Origin of the sequence: Roseovarius sp., assembly GCF_040219995.1 — a bacterium.
Lineage (GTDB): Bacteria > Pseudomonadota > Alphaproteobacteria > Rhodobacterales > Rhodobacteraceae > Roseovarius.
Genome location: NZ_JAVJUC010000021.1, coordinates 1 through 15,652 on the forward strand (window position 1 = coordinate 1; position 15,652 = coordinate 15,652).

At 58.5% G+C, this 15,652-nt stretch carries 14 protein-coding genes; 9 read left to right on the forward strand and 5 right to left on the reverse strand.

Going from position 1 to position 15,652, the window contains the following annotated elements:
• Positions 1–194 precede the first annotated feature (194 nt).
• A complete protein-coding gene (locus RID11_RS10875) occupies positions 195–1,961 on the reverse strand; it encodes a DUF262 domain-containing protein (protein ID WP_350138856.1) in 1,767 nt (588 codons plus the stop codon).
• Between the two features lie 231 nt (positions 1,962–2,192).
• Here RID11_RS10875 and RID11_RS10880 point away from each other — a divergent pair, with 231 nt between their 5' ends.
• Positions 2,193–2,468 carry a helix-turn-helix domain-containing protein gene (locus RID11_RS10880; RefSeq protein WP_350138859.1) on the forward strand — a complete coding sequence of 92 codons (276 nt, stop codon included), beginning with the start codon at positions 2,193–2,195 and terminating at the stop codon, positions 2,466–2,468.
• Between the two features lie 134 nt (positions 2,469–2,602).
• Here the strand turns inward: RID11_RS10880 and RID11_RS10885 are convergent, their stop codons facing one another.
• Complete coding sequence (locus RID11_RS10885; protein ID WP_350138861.1) at positions 2,603–3,376, reverse strand: amidohydrolase family protein; 774 nt, start codon at positions 3,374–3,376, stop codon at positions 2,603–2,605.
• Between the two features lie 82 nt (positions 3,377–3,458).
• Between RID11_RS10885 and RID11_RS10890 the strand changes: the two genes are divergently transcribed.
• The 4 genes from RID11_RS10890 to RID11_RS10905 are packed head-to-tail and all read left to right on the forward strand — an operon-like array spanning position 3,459 to position 7,132.
• Entirely contained in the window at positions 3,459–4,187 is a 729-nt protein-coding gene (locus RID11_RS10890) for a GntR family transcriptional regulator (protein WP_350138864.1), read from the forward strand.
• 31 nt (positions 4,188–4,218) lie between these two features.
• Complete coding sequence (locus RID11_RS10895) at positions 4,219–5,169, forward strand: tripartite tricarboxylate transporter substrate binding protein (protein WP_350138867.1); 951 nt, start codon at positions 4,219–4,221, stop codon at positions 5,167–5,169.
• A 3-nt stretch (positions 5,170–5,172) separates the two neighbouring features.
• Complete coding sequence (locus RID11_RS10900; RefSeq protein ID WP_350138870.1) at positions 5,173–5,622, forward strand: tripartite tricarboxylate transporter TctB family protein; 450 nt, start codon at positions 5,173–5,175, stop codon at positions 5,620–5,622.
• A gap of 1 nt (position 5,623) precedes the next feature.
• On the forward strand, positions 5,624–7,132 hold the full coding sequence (locus RID11_RS10905) for a tripartite tricarboxylate transporter permease (RefSeq protein ID WP_350138874.1): 1,509 nt from the start codon (positions 5,624–5,626) through the stop codon (positions 7,130–7,132).
• Between the two features lie 463 nt (positions 7,133–7,595).
• Here RID11_RS10905 and RID11_RS10910 read toward each other — a convergent pair whose 3' ends face one another.
• The 3 genes from RID11_RS10910 to RID11_RS10920 all read right to left on the reverse strand — a co-directional run bounded on the left by RID11_RS10910 (position 7,596) and on the right by RID11_RS10920 (position 10,505).
• Complete coding sequence (locus RID11_RS10910; protein WP_350138876.1) at positions 7,596–7,994, reverse strand: DUF2177 family protein; 399 nt, start codon at positions 7,992–7,994, stop codon at positions 7,596–7,598.
• Between the two features lie 245 nt (positions 7,995–8,239).
• A complete protein-coding gene (locus tag RID11_RS10915) occupies positions 8,240–9,313 on the reverse strand; it encodes a serine hydrolase domain-containing protein (RefSeq protein WP_350138878.1) in 1,074 nt (357 codons plus the stop codon).
• Between the two features lie 295 nt (positions 9,314–9,608).
• Positions 9,609–10,505, reverse strand: coding sequence for a LysR family transcriptional regulator (locus tag RID11_RS10920; protein ID WP_350138880.1), 897 nt, complete (start codon positions 10,503–10,505; stop codon positions 9,609–9,611).
• A gap of 137 nt (positions 10,506–10,642) precedes the next feature.
• Here RID11_RS10920 and RID11_RS10925 point away from each other — a divergent pair, with 137 nt between their 5' ends.
• The 4 genes from RID11_RS10925 to RID11_RS10940 form a co-directional block, all read left to right on the forward strand.
• Positions 10,643–12,490, forward strand: a complete 1,848-nt coding sequence (locus RID11_RS10925) for a CocE/NonD family hydrolase (protein WP_350138882.1) — start codon at positions 10,643–10,645, stop codon at positions 12,488–12,490.
• 32 nt (positions 12,491–12,522) lie between these two features.
• A complete protein-coding gene (locus RID11_RS10930; RefSeq protein WP_350138885.1) occupies positions 12,523–14,064 on the forward strand; it encodes an ABC transporter substrate-binding protein in 1,542 nt (513 codons plus the stop codon).
• Positions 14,065–14,132: 68 nt separating this feature from the next.
• A complete protein-coding gene (locus tag RID11_RS10935) occupies positions 14,133–15,050 on the forward strand; it encodes an ABC transporter permease (RefSeq protein WP_050663595.1) in 918 nt (305 codons plus the stop codon).
• Positions 15,047–15,652: ABC transporter permease (locus RID11_RS10940; protein ID WP_350138889.1), on the forward strand; the 606-nt coding region annotated here is incomplete at its 3' end. The genes RID11_RS10935 and RID11_RS10940, both read left to right, overlap by 4 nt.

A 15,652-nucleotide genomic window follows, 5' to 3' on the forward strand; every position in this document is an offset into this window, starting at 1 on the left:
TCAGCGCACTTCGCGCCGGCCTCATGCTCGGTCAGGATGCCGATGATCTGTTCTTCGCTGTATCTCGTTCGCTTCATTGTCCGTCCCTTCGTTGGGTCGGACTCTAATTCCAAATGGAGGAAAAATCCCGTGGCAGGTCACAAGCGCGCGCTCATCCAGGTGCCGCACGCAGGCGCTCTTCAAGTCGTCTCGGTTCATCGAGCAGCTTCCAACCTCGTCAAGGCGAGCAGCCGCTCGCGGATCAATTTCTCGCGGGACCGCACAAACTCCGGCAACATCGAAGCCGTCCACAATTCGGGTGTATAAGGGATATGGTGGGCGCTGCGATAGGCATCACTGCGCCCTGTGATCCAAGATTCGAATGGCAGGTCTCCCTTTTCAATATTCTCTTGGCTGGGCAGGAGTTGCAGGTTTCCGAGCCTCTCCACCGAGTCCATGATCTCGCTGATCCGATGCTCCGGTAGATTCATCCCCATCAGCACACGTCGATCCGCGCGGGCCCGTGGAATGATGTGGTCCACGTGATGCATGGCCCCGCTCCAGTCCAGATCGTCATAAAGCAGCGACAAGGCCAGAAAGGTGCGCGGTTTGTTGTAGCGCAGATCGAGCAAGTCCTCGACAGCACGCTCGTCCAACCGCGCCATCCGCCCTCCGAGGGCCAGGGCATGGTAGAGCTGGGCCTCGGGAAAACTCCGGCTGAACTGGCTTGCCTCTTTCAGGGTCTTGCGTGCGGCGGAGATCGTTCGATCGGAGTTCCCAGCGAAGACGCCCATGAGAAGACTGTTGATCAGCCACCGCTGGATCGCGCGCGCATTGTGGCGGTCGATTTCCGATGTGCCACGCAGAGTAACGCCAGGCTCATGATAAAGAAACCAGGCGATGGGCAAGACCGCATTCAGCGAACTGAGATTCTCGGCGTTGAGACCCAGCCCGTTGAGATAGCGAAAGGTCCGCTCCAACGCGTCACGAATATCGGGCCAGTTGCGCTCGATCTCGGCAATGGACTGCTGCGTGAAATTGGAGACGTTGTATTTTACATCGAAGCCGCAGAGCACGAGACATGACTTGAGAACAAAGTCCTTGGTGATCTTGTTTGGCTGCGGCAGCTCCTTGTTGATGTGATCGACGAAATCGAAAATCACATCACGCGCCGATCGGTTCTCCCACTTTGACGTGATCAGGGACATGAGCAGGTCGGATTTCGACAGCTTCGTGCCGCCATCATTCGCACGCACGAAGATATCGAGCACGCGGTCCACCGATGCACTGGTCTCGGTGTAATAATTGATCACCTCGTCCGACCAGATCACCTCGTGCAGCCGCCGCAGCGTTGTGGTGATCAACTCGCGCTCGTAGGCTGTGACCCCGTGGTGCACGCGCCCGAGGGTCGCCTCTATCAGTGCATCCAGCGTCTCGGGGCTGCGATGGTTGAGCATATCCCCAACCCGGAACCACTGATGGCGATGGTCATTGCGCGGTGCCACAGCATGAAATCGCAGCCCGTAGCTCACACCAAACTCGACATCCTCTTCTTCCAGTTCCGCATCGGGATCGGCAAGCAGATCGATGTAGAGCGTTTTTTTCGACCAGGCATCCGGACTGGCGCGGCGCTTGTGCTTGGCCTTTTCGGCGAAGCTGCCGCGCAGCGCGATCAAGAGTGATGTGATCCGCTGCTGGCCATCCAGCACCAGCGTCACGTCCCGGCCATTTACCGAGGCGACAGGATTCTGCATGCCCGGCTTCCAGTGTTCGATAAAATTGTAAATCTTCAGCTCACGCTTCAGTTCCTCATCGACGGACCAGAACATCAGCGAGCTGATCGGATAGCCCTTCAGAAGCGAGTCGATCAGGGTAATCACCTGATCCCCTTTCCAGACATAGGGCCGCTGGATGGCGGGCAGGAAATACCTGCTGTTCACGTCTGCAAGAAGATCTCCGATCGTGATGGTCGCGTAGCTCATTGGGCACCTGGAGTGATGGCCGACAGATCCCGTCGAATGGAGCGTGTCCAGGCGGGTTGGCGGCGATGAAGAGAGTGTGGCGGGTCATGCGCAAAGACGGTCATGCGAGGCTGTGCTCGCGCGCAATGGGTCGTCGTGAAGTTGGCATCTGCTCTTAAATTTCCGGATGGCGCTGATGGTCTTTGCGAAGACTAGAACAACTGTTCGTGGCGCGTTGTCAAGCCATGCGGAATGGCTATCCGCATGGACCGCCAGAACGACTCCCTGATCGCCGCCTTCGCGGTCGCACTCTCCGAGGAACGCCAGAAGGCCGGGCTTACGCAGGAGGAGTTGGCCGAACGCGCGGATGTCTCGGCGCGCTTCATATCGTTTCTCGAAACTGGTCGTAGGCAGCCGTCGCTCTCGACCCTGCACGCGCTTAGCCTGGGATTATGCATCAGCATGCAAGATCTAGTGGCCACCGTGGAGCGCCTGCACGAGGCGAATGACTCCGCTGTGGATCAGTGATCCGTACCAATGAGTATCTTCGGCATCCTATGCCTTGTCCAAAGGCACGACAGGCCTGTTGGGAGTACATGTGGTCCAAAAGTGGGCAGTTGTGATCGACGGGTCTATCGCCAGATCGCAGGTCCATTCTGGGTTCATGCAATCCCGTACAAGGTTTGGACTGCGGCCTTATCCGATAACCCGTGCCACAGCGAGGAAAGGGACCAGACCTCCTCATAGCTGGTTCGGGTTTCGTGCTGGGTATGCGGCCAGTCGCTGCCCCAAACCACATGATCGGGAACCAGCAAGGCCATTAGCTCTTCCGCATGAGGCTGGACGTCAAACGGAACCCGGTAATGCGCAGCAAATTTGAAAAAAAGCGCATGACGATCACGCAAATGCGATACGGCTTTAAGCAACGGATCGTCATTTGGCATTGGTTCGGAGGGCAAGCCGAAGTGATCGATCACGACATTTACCCCCTGATCCGTCAATTCTGGCAATAAGGGAGCAAGGCGGGGCCCTTCGAGGTGGAGTTCGAGGTGCATATTTCGGCTTTGGAGTTTGCGCAGGAATGCTTTGGTCCTTTTGGCACGCAGGTCCGGTAGGTCTGCACCCCGCACGAGATTCCAGCGGACGCCACGCACGCCAGCACGTACTAGGTGATCAAGGTCTTCGTCGCCAACATCCGACGCGACGACACAGACCCCGGCGAATCGCAGAGGATCCAGCCGCGAGAGCGCCGCGCAGAGTTCCGAATTGTCGGCACCGAGAAAGCTGACCTGAACAATCACGCCACCTTCTATGCCTCGCTGTTGCTGATACCTAAGCCAGGCGGCAAGTGGCGCTGGCTTTGCCGGAACATAACGCGCACCGTCTACAGCGGTCACCTTTTCATAGACATGTGCGTGGCAATCGAACTGGATCATCTGTATCTCCCTTAATTCATATATATGACTAGTTGACTAGATGGGTCAATATGAACTATAGGCTGTAGGAGGAGGAAATCCCATGGAAGGATTCGCAGCTACAGATATCAGGCTTCCAGCATATATCCGGCTGCGTGATACGTTGACGGCCCGGATCGCCAAGGGCGAATGGACGCCAGATCAGCCGATCCCGTCCGAGGCACGGTTGGCGAAGGAATTCGACGTGTCGATCGGAACCGTCAGGAAGGCGGTCGACGGGTTGGTGGAAGAGGGGCTTCTCGAACGCCGCCAAGGCTCTGGCACCCGCGTGCGTGCGCCGTCGTTCAACGCGACACTGTTCCGGTTTTTCCCGATCCGGGAGCGTGACGGATCGGCGCTTGCGATCCCGTCGAGCCAGATCATCCTGCGTAGCATCACCGAGGCACCTGACGAGGCCGCAAATGTTTTGGCCACGCGGGACGTCATCAAGATTGTGCGGCTGCGTAGCCTTTCCGACCAGCCGGTTCTGTTCGAGGAAATCTACATACCGACCAGCCGGTTCGCCGGGTTCGAGGCGTTGCCCGAGGCCAGCTTGGGCCCGCTGCTCTATCCGCTTTATTTCGAGCATTTCGGTGTGATGGTGAAGCGTGCGGCGGATGAGGTTTCGTTTGGGCGGGCGTCGGACCGGGTCGCACAACAGCTTCGCATCCAGCCCGACGATCCGCTGGCCGTGATCAAGCGCACGGCTTTTGACATCGAAAACACTCCGATCGAATGGCGCATTGCAAGCGGCAACGCCACCGAGTTTCGCTATCGCAGCGAAATCAATTGACCAATCCAGATATACCCAAGGGAGAGAGACCATGACACTCAAGGCAACCTTCATCGGCCTGACGGCAGCGGCGGCGATCGCAACGCCCGTTCTGGCTGAATACCCCGAGCGAACGATCGAACTGACCATTCCAGCCGGAGCGGGTGGAGGCACCGATACCAGTGCGCGCAAGCTGGCCATCCTGCTCGAGGAAATGCTCGGCACCTCGATCGCGATCTTGAACGTGGGCGGCGGTGGCGGCTCTGTCGGAGCGTCGCAATTCATGCAGGCCAAGCCCGACGGCTATTCGTTGTTCGCAACCTGGAACAGCCCGTTGACGACCGTGCCACAAGTGCAGAACGTCGCCTATTCGCTGGACAATTTCACGCCGATCGCCTCGACTTCGGAGACGGCCTATACGCTGTGCGTCAAGGCTGACTTCCCGGCGACCACTGGCGAAGAGTTTCTCGCGGAACTGAAAGCGAACCCCGGCAAATACACCTACGGAAACGACGGCATCGGCGGCACCATGCAGCTTGCGGCGGAACGGATTTTCCAGGCCAAGGGTATTGACGCCGTGGCCATCCCCTTCGGTGGTGCCGGCGAAACGCTTCAGAATTTCCTCGGGAACCATGTGGATATCTACGGCGGGTCGATCTCAACAGTCCTGCCTTATGTCGACAACGGCGAGGCGAAATGTCCGCTGGTGACCTCGGCGGCGGATGTGCCAGCATTGCCGGGCGCCTCGGGACTGGAGGCTCTGGGTCTAGGTGACAAGGAAACGCTGCTGTGGCGCGCCATTCTCGGACCCAAGGGCCTCGATCCGGAGATCGTCGAGATGCTTGCCGACACAATCGAAGAGGCGGTCAACGATCCGAGCTATGTGGAGTTCCTGAAGACCAAGGGCGAAGTGCCTAACGTGGTCAAGGGGGACGCCCTCGGAGCGCGGCTTCAGTCGGAATACGATGCTCTAGCCGAAGTGTCCAAGGCCCTGGGCCTCTAAGCGATGGAAACGCGTCAGGATATCGTGCTGGGGCTGATCTTCATCAGCCTCGGCCTCGCCACTGCCTGGATGGCGACGGGTTATACCGGGGCGAGCGGTGCCTATCCGATAGTGCTCGGCCTGTTTCTGACGCTTCTAGGTGGGACCGTGGCGGTCAAGGCCGCGCGGTCCGGTTCGACACAAACCCGCGTTCTGGTCAATGCGCCGGTCAAGCTGATCACAGCGGTCGCAATCTCGACAATCTACGTGGCAGCTGTGGTGCCCTTGGGGTTCTACACCGCATCCTTTCTGCTGATGCTGGCCATGCCGCTGGGATTGGGGTTTCGCCGGGGTGTCTACGCCTTGGTGATGGCCGCGGGTTTCGTCGCCGTTGTCTATCTGGTTTTCACCGTCCTGCTGGAGAAGCCATTGCCCCGCGAAGCTGTCCTTTCCCTCTTGGGTGCCGGGGGCTGACATGGAGTTCTACACCAATGCACTTGCCGAGGTTCTGACCTTCGGCCCGCTGATGGCAATGATCGGCGCGACGCTGGTGGGTGTTTTCATCGGGGCGCTTCCGGGGCTGAATCCGGTAATGGCCATCGCGCTATTGCTGCCTTTGACCTACTCGATGGACGCGCTGGTGGCGCTTGGCATGGTGGCGGGAATCTATAATGGCTCGATGTATGGCGGGGCTATTCCAGCGATCCTGTTACGCATTCCCGGCACTCCCGCCTCGATCGCCACGACCTTCGACGGCTTTCCCATGGCTGACAAGGGAGAAGCCTCCAAGGCGCTCAAGATCGCGTGTTGGTCCTCTGCCGTGGGCGGTATCGCCAGCGCCGTTGCGTTGATGACTGTCGGTCCGCTGCTGGCTCGCGTCACGCTGTTCTTCGGACCGGCCGAGTATTTCTGGATCGCCGTGTTCGGCATGGCCTCTGTGGGTGTGATGGTCGGCTCTGATCCTGTCAAAGGCATTATGGCGGCCGTTCTGGGCCTGCTGATCGGTACAATTGGGATCGATAACCTTTCCGGGCAGGCGCGGTTCACGTTCGATCAGACATGGCTCCTGGGCGGGCTGGACCTGATCGTGGTGCTGGTCGGGCTCTACGCGCTGCCACCAGTCCTGCAACTGGCCGAGAAATGTGATCTCAGGGGGCTGTCGGCGGCGCAGCTAAAACTTACGAACGCACCCTTCAGAAGAGGAGAACTGCGCGGTCTCCTGCCGACCTGGCTACGGTCCTCGGGGATCGGTATTGGCGTTGGCATCTTGCCAGGCGCAGGCGGCAACATCGCGGCCTTTCTCAGCTACAACGCAGCCAGGAATGCGTCCGACGACCCGGATAGCTTCGGCAAGGGCAATCCGCAGGGCGTCGCGGCTGCCGAATGCGGCAACAACGCCGACAACGCGGCCTCGATGATCCCGGCGCTGTCCCTGGGCATTCCCGGCAATGTGGTCGCGGCCCTCGTCCTGAGCGCGCTTACCATTCACGGGCTTCAACCCGGGCCACAACTTTTCCATCAGAACCCGATCCTTGTCGGCGGCTTCATGATGGAAATGCTAATCACGTCGCTCTTGATCTTCGCCCTCGGCGGCGCATTGGCGACCCGCGTTTTTGCGCAGTTTCAACGGCTTCCCGGCGTGCTGCTGGTGCCGTCCATCCTGATACTCATGTGCGTGGGCGTATACGTCATCAACGGCCGTCCGGTCGATCTCTGGGTCATGCTGGCTGCGGGACTTGCCGGTTACTTCCTTGAGAAAGTTAACGTTCCGCTGGCCCCCATTATCCTGGGCATGATCCTGGGACCGATGGCAGAACAGAGCGTCCGGCGCGCCCTCCTCATCAGCCGTGGTGATGCGACCGAACTTTTGACCCGACCAATATCAGCCGCGCTGGCAATCATGACCGTTCTTGTTATCGCATGGCCCATTGTGAAAGCACTGCAGCGCCGGAACCGAGCAAGATCCATTGATCATGTTGGGTAGGCCACGTTTGGCCGCATCAACCTCTTGCCCGGGGCTATTCGGTCCTATTGGGATGACGAGCAGATCGTCACACACCCAACGTTAACAAGACCGCTTTTCTATAAACTGTCACCCGGCAAATGTTGATAAGAACCAGCTTTGCGAACAGATGGCCTCTCAGGCTGGCTGGACTGCTCGCTGAGCGCTATCAAGCGCGAATGGGGCAGCGCAAGGCTGGGGCGCCGCCCTGGGCTCGCCCAGCGGCTTCGGCGAGATCGACCTCTTCGTCTTCAGCTATGGGAGGTTTCGCCACAGAGCCGCTGCGGCACCAGAATTCATCCCCATCGCGATCGACGGAAAAACCTAGGACTTCGCAGGATCCCGCGGATTTCGGCTGGTGTCTATACCCGGAAGTCGAGCCATTCCTCATTTTCGCAAAGTTCTCGGACCGAACCGCCTTCTGAGGATACCAACGGTTAGTCAGTCAACCGATCGCCCGTGCGGCCATGACCCCGCCCCAGGCAGATAAGGCAGTCAGTGTCGCGCCCCAGGCCATGTCGGCGACCACCATCGAGGGGTGCCAGTCGCGCATCACCGTCCAACTGGTCAGCTCGTAGGTGCCGTAGGCGACAAAGCCCAGGATCGCACCGTTGACGAGCGCGGTGACGGGCGTGCCATCGCGCAGCGCCGGCCAGCCCGCGAACCAGACCAAGCCCACCATGTAGATGAGATAGAACAGCACGGCCGGGAGGGGCCTTATGTCGTCGCGGAGCGTCTCGCCCAGATGCTGAGCGAAGAGCGGCTGCATGACGGTCGAGAGCATGATCGCGTCGGCGATCAGGAAGATCACACCGGTGACCAGGACGAGGACGATAAGGGCCATTCGTTTCTCCTTTGCCGCGTTGCACATAGCCCGGCGCGGTGGTCCGTCTACCGGCAGGGATGACCACTGCAACCGTCGGCCGGTCGAGATATCCGGTCGCAGCGACATAGAGGTGATCGCGGAAATTGGACCAGTCGTTAAGGTGGATCGTATGAAAAGAGAGACGATCCGAAATGGCAAAGAGCAAGACACATACGCCTGAGTTCAAGGCGTGTCTTGGGTACAGTTGGAGACATCAAATTTGGTTAGCGTGAAACTGCGCGGACCAAAGCTTCCAGAAACTCTTGCGTGTTTGCGGGGTTGAGCCATCTCATCACGGCGACAATATCCTGTTCCGGGCTGATCCAGAGACAGTTTCCTCCCGCCCCAAGGGCGCTGAACGCTGTAGATGGTAGCTTGGGGTTGGCGTCACGTCCGCGATTCAGCCACCAGAGGAAGCCGTATTTGTCGAGTGTCGGCGTCGGCTCCAGCGATTGCTTCATCCAATCTTCCGGCAAAATCTGCTCACCCTCCCAAGCGCCGTTCTGGCTGATGAATGCGCCAAACCTTGCATGATCGTCGGCGCTGATGAACAGCCCGCCACCCCAATGCCCGCCACCTGTGACCGACTGCATGCGCTGCCCGTCAAGCTCGACCCAGGAGGTGGAATAGCCTTCCCAACGCCATTGATCAGACGCGCCGATGCGGTCCATGATCCGCTCGCGCAACACCTCTGGCAATGGCCGTCGAAACCGGCTCAGCAAGGCGTAGGCAAGCGCGTTCACGCGGACATCATTATATTCATAATAGCTGCCGGGAGGACCGACCTCTCGCGGTTGCCCTTTGCGGCTATTGTCGGCACCCACGCCTATCTGACGGTAATGATCGACCTGATCATCCTTGCCAAAAATTTCGCCGCGCCACTCGCTGTTCATCTGAAGCATGTGACGCCAGGTGATCCTGGAATTGTGAGGGCTGGCGAAATAGGGGCCGTCCACCGTGTTGTTGATTGGGGCGTCCAGGTCTGAAATCAGCCCATCCTTCGCGGCAAGGCCGGCAAGCACCGAAAGATAACTCTTCGCGATCGAGAACGTCATGTCCGCCCGCCCCGTGTCACCCCACGCGGCGACCCGTTCCCCGCCGTGCAGGATGACCCCCGCGGGCCCGCCACGTTCGGCAACAGGGCCAATGATCTCGGTCCAGGGGCCGCTCTCATTCCACTCGACATTGCCGACATAGGAACCGTCAGGATAGTACATGCTGCGCGGCCAAGCTGTCTCATGCGCCAATGCAAAATCGACGACAGTCTGGAGTTGTGAGGTTGCCGCGTAAGAGGTCATGACGTCTGGCTTTCTACTTCTGGTGGCCCCACCCCAAGCAATCCTGTCTCTGACCGGGAGTTGGCGGGTCTTATTCTAGATGTGGTGACGATCACTGAAGCGGTCCTTGATGGGCGCTCAGTGGCGGCCTTGTTGGGTAAGGCCACAGCGCGAACTCTTCATAGATGCGTCTGTTTGTAAACATCAATTCATGTTTCGCGTCCGTTCTGTCCTGACGCACCGAGAAACGAGATGTCATGAAACAAGGTGGCTTTGGAGCAACATTTGGAGTCCCAGATCTTGGACTGAAATCTTCCTAGCTTTCGTCGCTGACCCGTTGAGCAGAGAGGGTGATAAGCTCAGCCAACCTGTTGACCGATTGGGTTCGTGTTCGCCACCGGGGGAAGAACAGGACGTAATCCAAAGTCAGTTTTGGCGAGAAGGGGCGAATGACCATGTCAGGCCGCATGCTTGACCTGGCAACAAACCCGTCTGCGATCGACACTCCAAGTCCACGTGCCGCGAGTTCACACGCGATAACTCCGTTCGGTGTTTCAAGTCGGATATTCGGACTCGCACCTTTTTTGCGAAAGAGCGCATCAATACGCTGACGCATCACGGTACGTGGACTGTTGATCACCAACGGTTCGTCGATCAGGTCTTCCAGCGATATTTCGGCATGCGTAGCGAGTGGATTGTCCTTGTGCATCACTGCGACAGCATTCACCGAAGTCATCGGTTCGATATCGATTGAACTATCATCCAGGGGCAAAACAGATATGCCTATGTCAAATTGCTCACGCCCTAGCCAGATGTCGATGTCGATACGGGTGCGACTGTCAATTGTTGCAGTGAACTGTGGGGTCTCTTCCGTAAGCGTTGCGATTGCCTCGGCGACCAGAACATTGGTTACATGCGGCGCTGTTAGAATACGTACATGGCTGCGCTGGTGATTCTTGATCCGACGGGCCTCATTCTCAACTTCATCCAATGATGATAGCGCACGCTCAACCTGTGAGTAGAGTTTGCGCGCCTCACGAGTCGGGTTGAGCCGACGTCCTTTGCGTACGAACAGCGAAAAGCCGACCTCATCCTCCAAGGAAGCAAGTAGCCGGCTCACCTGTGGCTGGGTCCGGTGAAGTCGTTCAGCGGCGTCGTTTACAGAACCTCCCTCCATGAAGGCTCGGAACGCAAGAAGGCTCTTGTGGTTCATCGTGGACATCTCCGTAAAACATGCGCTTTACGCATGTTTATCTGCTAAAACCGAATTTGACACATATGATAGAGCTGCTGCACCTTGGCGCAAAGCTTAAATGTCGGCGTTGATCCGGCGAGAACACAGGGTGCTGAATGTCAGATAGCGATCACAAGGGCGCAGCTTGGGCGGTAAGTCCGTCGCAATATTTGACCGGCAGGCCGGCAACTTTCACGCTGCCTGAGCGGCCGGTGTCGCAATATATCGAGATGCGCGATGGTTGCAGGCTCGCCGTCGACATCTATGTCCCCGACGGTGGTCGGATCCCCGTACAGGGTGTTCCCACAATACTTATTCTGACGCCTTATTACAGGCGGTTTGCGCTGCGTGAAGGATACGATTCAGCTACCGAGCCCAGCCCCAACATTGCACTCTACCGGGATTTCTTCGTGTCTCGCGGGTATGCGCTTGTAGTCGTCGATGTGCGTGGCACAGGGGCCAGTTTCGGAACACGCGATAGCTTTCGTTCGCCGACGGAGCGCGACGATTTCCACGAGATCGCGGATTGGATTATCACGCAGGATTGGTCGGATGGCACAATCGGATCGACGGGCATCTCCTATCTTGGCGCGGCGGCTTGCTTCCTTGCCAGCACTGGCCACCCGGCGGTCAAGGCGATCGCGCCTCTATTCGCGGTGTGGAACACCTATGCAGATCACTTCTATCCGGGCGGGGTTCTGCTGAACCAACTGGCCTCCACCTATGACGATATCATGGTCGGGCTGGATCACGACCGCCGCGATGTCCTGGCGAAGTTTTCCTACTTCAACAATCCGGACTATGCCGGGCCACAACCCGTGGATGATGATCCGGACGGCACCCTGAAACGCGCGGCAATCCAAGAGCATCTTGGCAACTTTCACATGCCGGATTTCATCACCGAGTTCCGCTTTACCGATGATCGCCTGCCCTATGATCCGAGCTTCGGGAGCCATTCGTTTAGCCCCTATCACTATGCGGCCGATATTCGGCCCGACGTGGCCATCCTGTCTGTTTCCGGCTGGATGGACGGTGCTGGCTTTGCCAATGGCTCGATCGCCCGGTTCTTGTCTTTGCCAAACCCAAACCAGCATGTCCTGCTTGGCCCTTGGGATCATGGCGCGCGGAGCAATGCATCGCCTTGGCGCGACTCTGTGAGCAGCGAGTTTCCCTTGATGGGAGCCGTCCTGCGGTTCTTTGACCATTACCTTATGCAGTTGGACACCAAGCTGCAGGACGAAGCGCCGATCCACTATTTCAGCATGCATGCCGAGACGTGGAAAGCGGCGCAACAATGGCCGCCAATTTCCGAGACACGGCGCTTTTATCCCGATGCAAATGGCCAGCTGTCCGCGGCACCTGGGGGGGCGGATCAGGATAGCTTTCGCGCCGATTTCACGCGCGGAACCGGAACGGCGACGCGGCACGAGCGACTGTCGGCCTTGCCCATCACCGATTATTATACCGACTGGACGGAGCGAGAGCACGGCATGCTGTCATGGACCACGCACCCGCTTGGCACCGATGCCGACATCGCTGGCCATCCGATCGTGAACCTGAACATCTCCGCCAGCGAGGCGGATGCGGTTTTGCACGTCTATCTGTCCGAGTTGGAGGCAGACGGAACCTTGCGGTATGTGACCGAGGGCGTTCTGCGTGCGTTGCATCGCAAACTCATTCCTGCGCCTGAGGATCAGAACTGGTCATGGCCGTATCGAGATTACAGCAGGAAGAACAGCGCCCCGCTTGTCCCCGGCGAGACTGCCGAACTACGCTTTGCGCTTTTGCCGACCGCGTGGCGCTTTGCCAAGGGTAGTTGCATCCGCGTGTCTGTGGCTGCCGCGGATCGCGACCACTACGTGCAACTGCCATATGGTCGTCCACCGGAGATTGCGATCCAGCGCGGGGGTGACGCCGATGCACATGCATCGTGGATCGAACTGCCTTGGCAGACCATCAACTGACGAAGAACCACCAACAAGGAGGATGATAACGAATGTTACTCTCAAGAACGATACTGGCGAGCGGGATCCTTGCGGTCGCAACCGCGTCTGCCCATGCCGGCAAGGAAAACGACACCTTTGTCTGGTCAACCTCAACCGAAATGGACACCGCCGACATCTACTACGGCAATCAGCGTGAGGCGCTGATCAACGCCTATGCGATGTGTGACGGGCTTTTGCATCGGGATCCCATCACGAACGAGTTCCAGCCTCTTTTGGCCACAAGCTGGGAGTGGACGAACGACACCACGCTGGAGTTGGAATTGCGTGAGGGCGTCACGTTCCACGACGGCACCGAGTTTGATGCCGAGGACGTGGCCTATACGTTAAATCACGTGGCGGACCCGGACAGCGATATGAAAATTCGGGTGCTTGTGGACTGGATCGACAGCGTCGAGGCGGTCAACCCGCATAAGGTGCGCATCAATGCCAAGCGCCCGACGCCGGCTGCGCTGCAATATCTGACAGGGACGTCGCCGATGTATCCGTCCGGTCACTATGAGGACGCACCCGTCGTGCCTGGATCTGACGGTGCGGAACGGCGAGACTGGGGTGCGGTGCAACCGGTCTGCACAGGCCCCTACAAGCTGGCGGATTACGTTGCGGGCGAGTCGTTGACGCTTGAAGCGAACCCCGACTATTTCGAAGATAGCCCGAAAGGAAAACCCTCGATCGGCACGCTTGTCTATCGCACGATCAAGGATCCGGAGACGCAGATCGCCGAAGTCGTGACCGGTGGCGTGGACTGGATCTGGGGCGTGCCGCCAGAGAATGCCGAGATGCTCGCAACGATGGGCAATCTGACAGTTGTGTCCGCGCCCACGATGCGGATGTCGTTCCTGTCACTGGATGCCGCAGGCCGGACCGGGGATACCCCGATGACCGACATCAAGGTGCGTCAGGCGATTGCCCACGCCATCAACCGCGAAGCCATCACCGAAAACCTCGTCGGAGACGGTGCCGAGGTCCAGAAATCGATGTGCGCACCGGTTCAGTTCGGCTGTGAAACCGATGTGAAGCAATACCCTTATGACCCGGAAAAGGCCAAGGCGCTTTTGGCAGAAGCGGGATACCCGGACGGCTTCAGCGTGCCGTTTCACGCCTACCGTGATCGCGCCTACACCGAGGCTGTTCTGAATGATCTCCGCCAGGTTGGCATCAATACTGATCTGCAATTCCTGCAGTGGCGTGCCCTGCGTCCGAAGATCGTTGATGACGAGGTGCAGATCGGCCACCTGACCTTTGGCTCGAACGGCATTCTCGATGTGTCTGCCTCGACGAGCTACTACTTCACCGGAAGCTCGGATGACTACGCCCGTGATGAAGAGGTGATCGCATGGCTTGAAGAAGCTGATCGGACCACAGATCAGGAAGAGCGCAAGGAACTGTACTCGAAGGCGCTGAACAAGATCGCGGATCAGGCCTACTACATTCCGCTTTTCATCTATGGCCGGACCTATGCCTTCAACAAGGACCTAGATTATCCGGTAACGCCTGATGAAATGGCGCATTTCTACATGGCCAAGTGGAAGTAAGCCTTCCGATCCAGCAAAAGACCGTGTGGAGGGCGGCTTGCCCTCCACATGTTCGGTCAGGAGACGACATGATCGTATATCTATCAAAGCGGCTATTCATGACGGTCCTTGTGATTGCCGTGACCTCGGTGATCGCTTTTCTGCTTGTGCACTTGTCGGGTGACCCGGCGGCGGCGATGGCTGGCGAAGGCGCAAGCGACGCTGATATCGAGGCCGTGCGCGCAACTTATGGCTTCGACCGTCCGCTCTACGTTCAATACCTGGAATGGGCAGGCCGCGTTCTGACAGGTGATCTTGGGCGTTCGACTTATCTGCGTGCTGATGTCACGGAGGTTCTCGCGCGGCATATGCCGGTCACCGCGACGCTGGGTGCATGTGCTCTGGGCTTTGCGCTTGCGTTGTCGATCCCGCTTGGTGTTTTCGCCGCACTCCGACCGAATACCATGATTGACCGGTTCGCACTTTGGCTGGCCGTCGCAGGTCAGGCTCTGCCATCGTTTCTGTTCGCCTTGGGCCTCATGTATCTCTTCGGTGTCTATCTACGTTGGTTGCCGATCTCCGGCAGCGACACGTGGCTGCATTATCTCATGCCGTCGATTGCCTTGGGCTACTATGCGACCCCGGCGATCATGCGCCTGACGCGCTCGGGCATGCTTGACGTCCTGCAATCCGATCATGTGCGCACCGCGCGCGCTTATGGGCTTGCGCCGTGGCGCGTGGTTGTGCGTCACGGTCTTCGCCATGCGATCATTCCTGTAGTCTCTCTCGCAGCCGTACAGCTTGGGTTCATGCTGGGGGGATCGATCGTGATCGAAACGATCTTCTCACTCAAAGGGATCGGCCATTTGGCTTGGGAGTCGATCCAGCGCGCCGATATCGAGGTGATACAGGCGATCCTGCTGGTCATCGCGGCGGCTTATGCCGTGCTCACACTTCTTGCCGACCTACTGAACGCGGCCCTTGATCCGCGCATACGGATTTCATGACTGATATGACACACCCCGCTCAAGATACGGCGCCCGTTTCACTATCTCCTGGCCGCGTGGCGCTCCGGCGCGCACTTCGCCATGGTGGCTTCTGGATTGGTGGAACGATCATTCTCCTGATCATTCTGATGGCTGTCTTCGCGCCGCTGATTACGCCTTATGATCCCTCCGTTCAGGGCTTGGCACAGCGGTACGTGCCACCCTTCTGGGCGGAAGGCGGAAGCTGGCAACACCCGCTTGGCACCGACAACCTCGGACGCGATTACATGTCACGTCTGCTATACGGAGCGCGCATCTCGCTTGGTATCGGTATCCTGACAGTGCTGATCTCGGGGACTATCGGGACTGCGATGGGGATCACCGCCGGATACTGGGGCGGTTGGCCGGATATGATCATCAATTTCTTCATCACCGTGCGGCTGACCTTGCCAGTGGTGCTGGTCGCTCTTGTGGTGGTCGCACTGATCGGCAGTTCGCTCTGGCTTCTGATCCTGGTGATTGGGCTGTTGTTATGGGACCGCTTTGCTATCGTTGTGCGCAGTGCCACGCAGCAGCTTGCGCAACGTGAATACATCACCTCAGCCCGTGCCATCGGCAGTTCG

What these genes read in the sequence shown, in the direction of transcription:
- RID11_RS10875 (WP_350138856.1), bottom strand. Translation starts at nt 1,961, where the DNA reads ATGAGCTACGCGACCATCACGATCGGAGATCTTCTTGCAGACGTGAAC.
- RID11_RS10880 (WP_350138859.1), top strand. Translation starts at nt 2,193, where the DNA reads ATGGCTATCCGCATGGACCGCCAGAACGACTCCCTGATCGCCGCCTTC.
- RID11_RS10885 (WP_350138861.1), bottom strand. Translation starts at nt 3,376, where the DNA reads ATGATCCAGTTCGATTGCCACGCACATGTCTATGAAAAGGTGACCGCT.
- RID11_RS10890 (WP_350138864.1), top strand. Translation starts at nt 3,459, where the DNA reads ATGGAAGGATTCGCAGCTACAGATATCAGGCTTCCAGCATATATCCGG.
- RID11_RS10895 (WP_350138867.1), top strand. Translation starts at nt 4,219, where the DNA reads ATGACACTCAAGGCAACCTTCATCGGCCTGACGGCAGCGGCGGCGATC.
- RID11_RS10900 (WP_350138870.1), top strand. Translation starts at nt 5,173, where the DNA reads ATGGAAACGCGTCAGGATATCGTGCTGGGGCTGATCTTCATCAGCCTC.
- RID11_RS10905 (WP_350138874.1), top strand. Translation starts at nt 5,624, where the DNA reads ATGGAGTTCTACACCAATGCACTTGCCGAGGTTCTGACCTTCGGCCCG.
- RID11_RS10910 (WP_350138876.1), bottom strand. Translation starts at nt 7,994, where the DNA reads ATGGCCCTTATCGTCCTCGTCCTGGTCACCGGTGTGATCTTCCTGATC.
- RID11_RS10915 (WP_350138878.1), bottom strand. Translation starts at nt 9,313, where the DNA reads ATGACCTCTTACGCGGCAACCTCACAACTCCAGACTGTCGTCGATTTT.
- RID11_RS10920 (WP_350138880.1), bottom strand. Translation starts at nt 10,505, where the DNA reads ATGAACCACAAGAGCCTTCTTGCGTTCCGAGCCTTCATGGAGGGAGGT.
- RID11_RS10925 (WP_350138882.1), top strand. Translation starts at nt 10,643, where the DNA reads ATGTCAGATAGCGATCACAAGGGCGCAGCTTGGGCGGTAAGTCCGTCG.
- RID11_RS10930 (WP_350138885.1), top strand. Translation starts at nt 12,523, where the DNA reads ATGTTACTCTCAAGAACGATACTGGCGAGCGGGATCCTTGCGGTCGCA.
- RID11_RS10935 (WP_050663595.1), top strand. Translation starts at nt 14,133, where the DNA reads ATGATCGTATATCTATCAAAGCGGCTATTCATGACGGTCCTTGTGATT.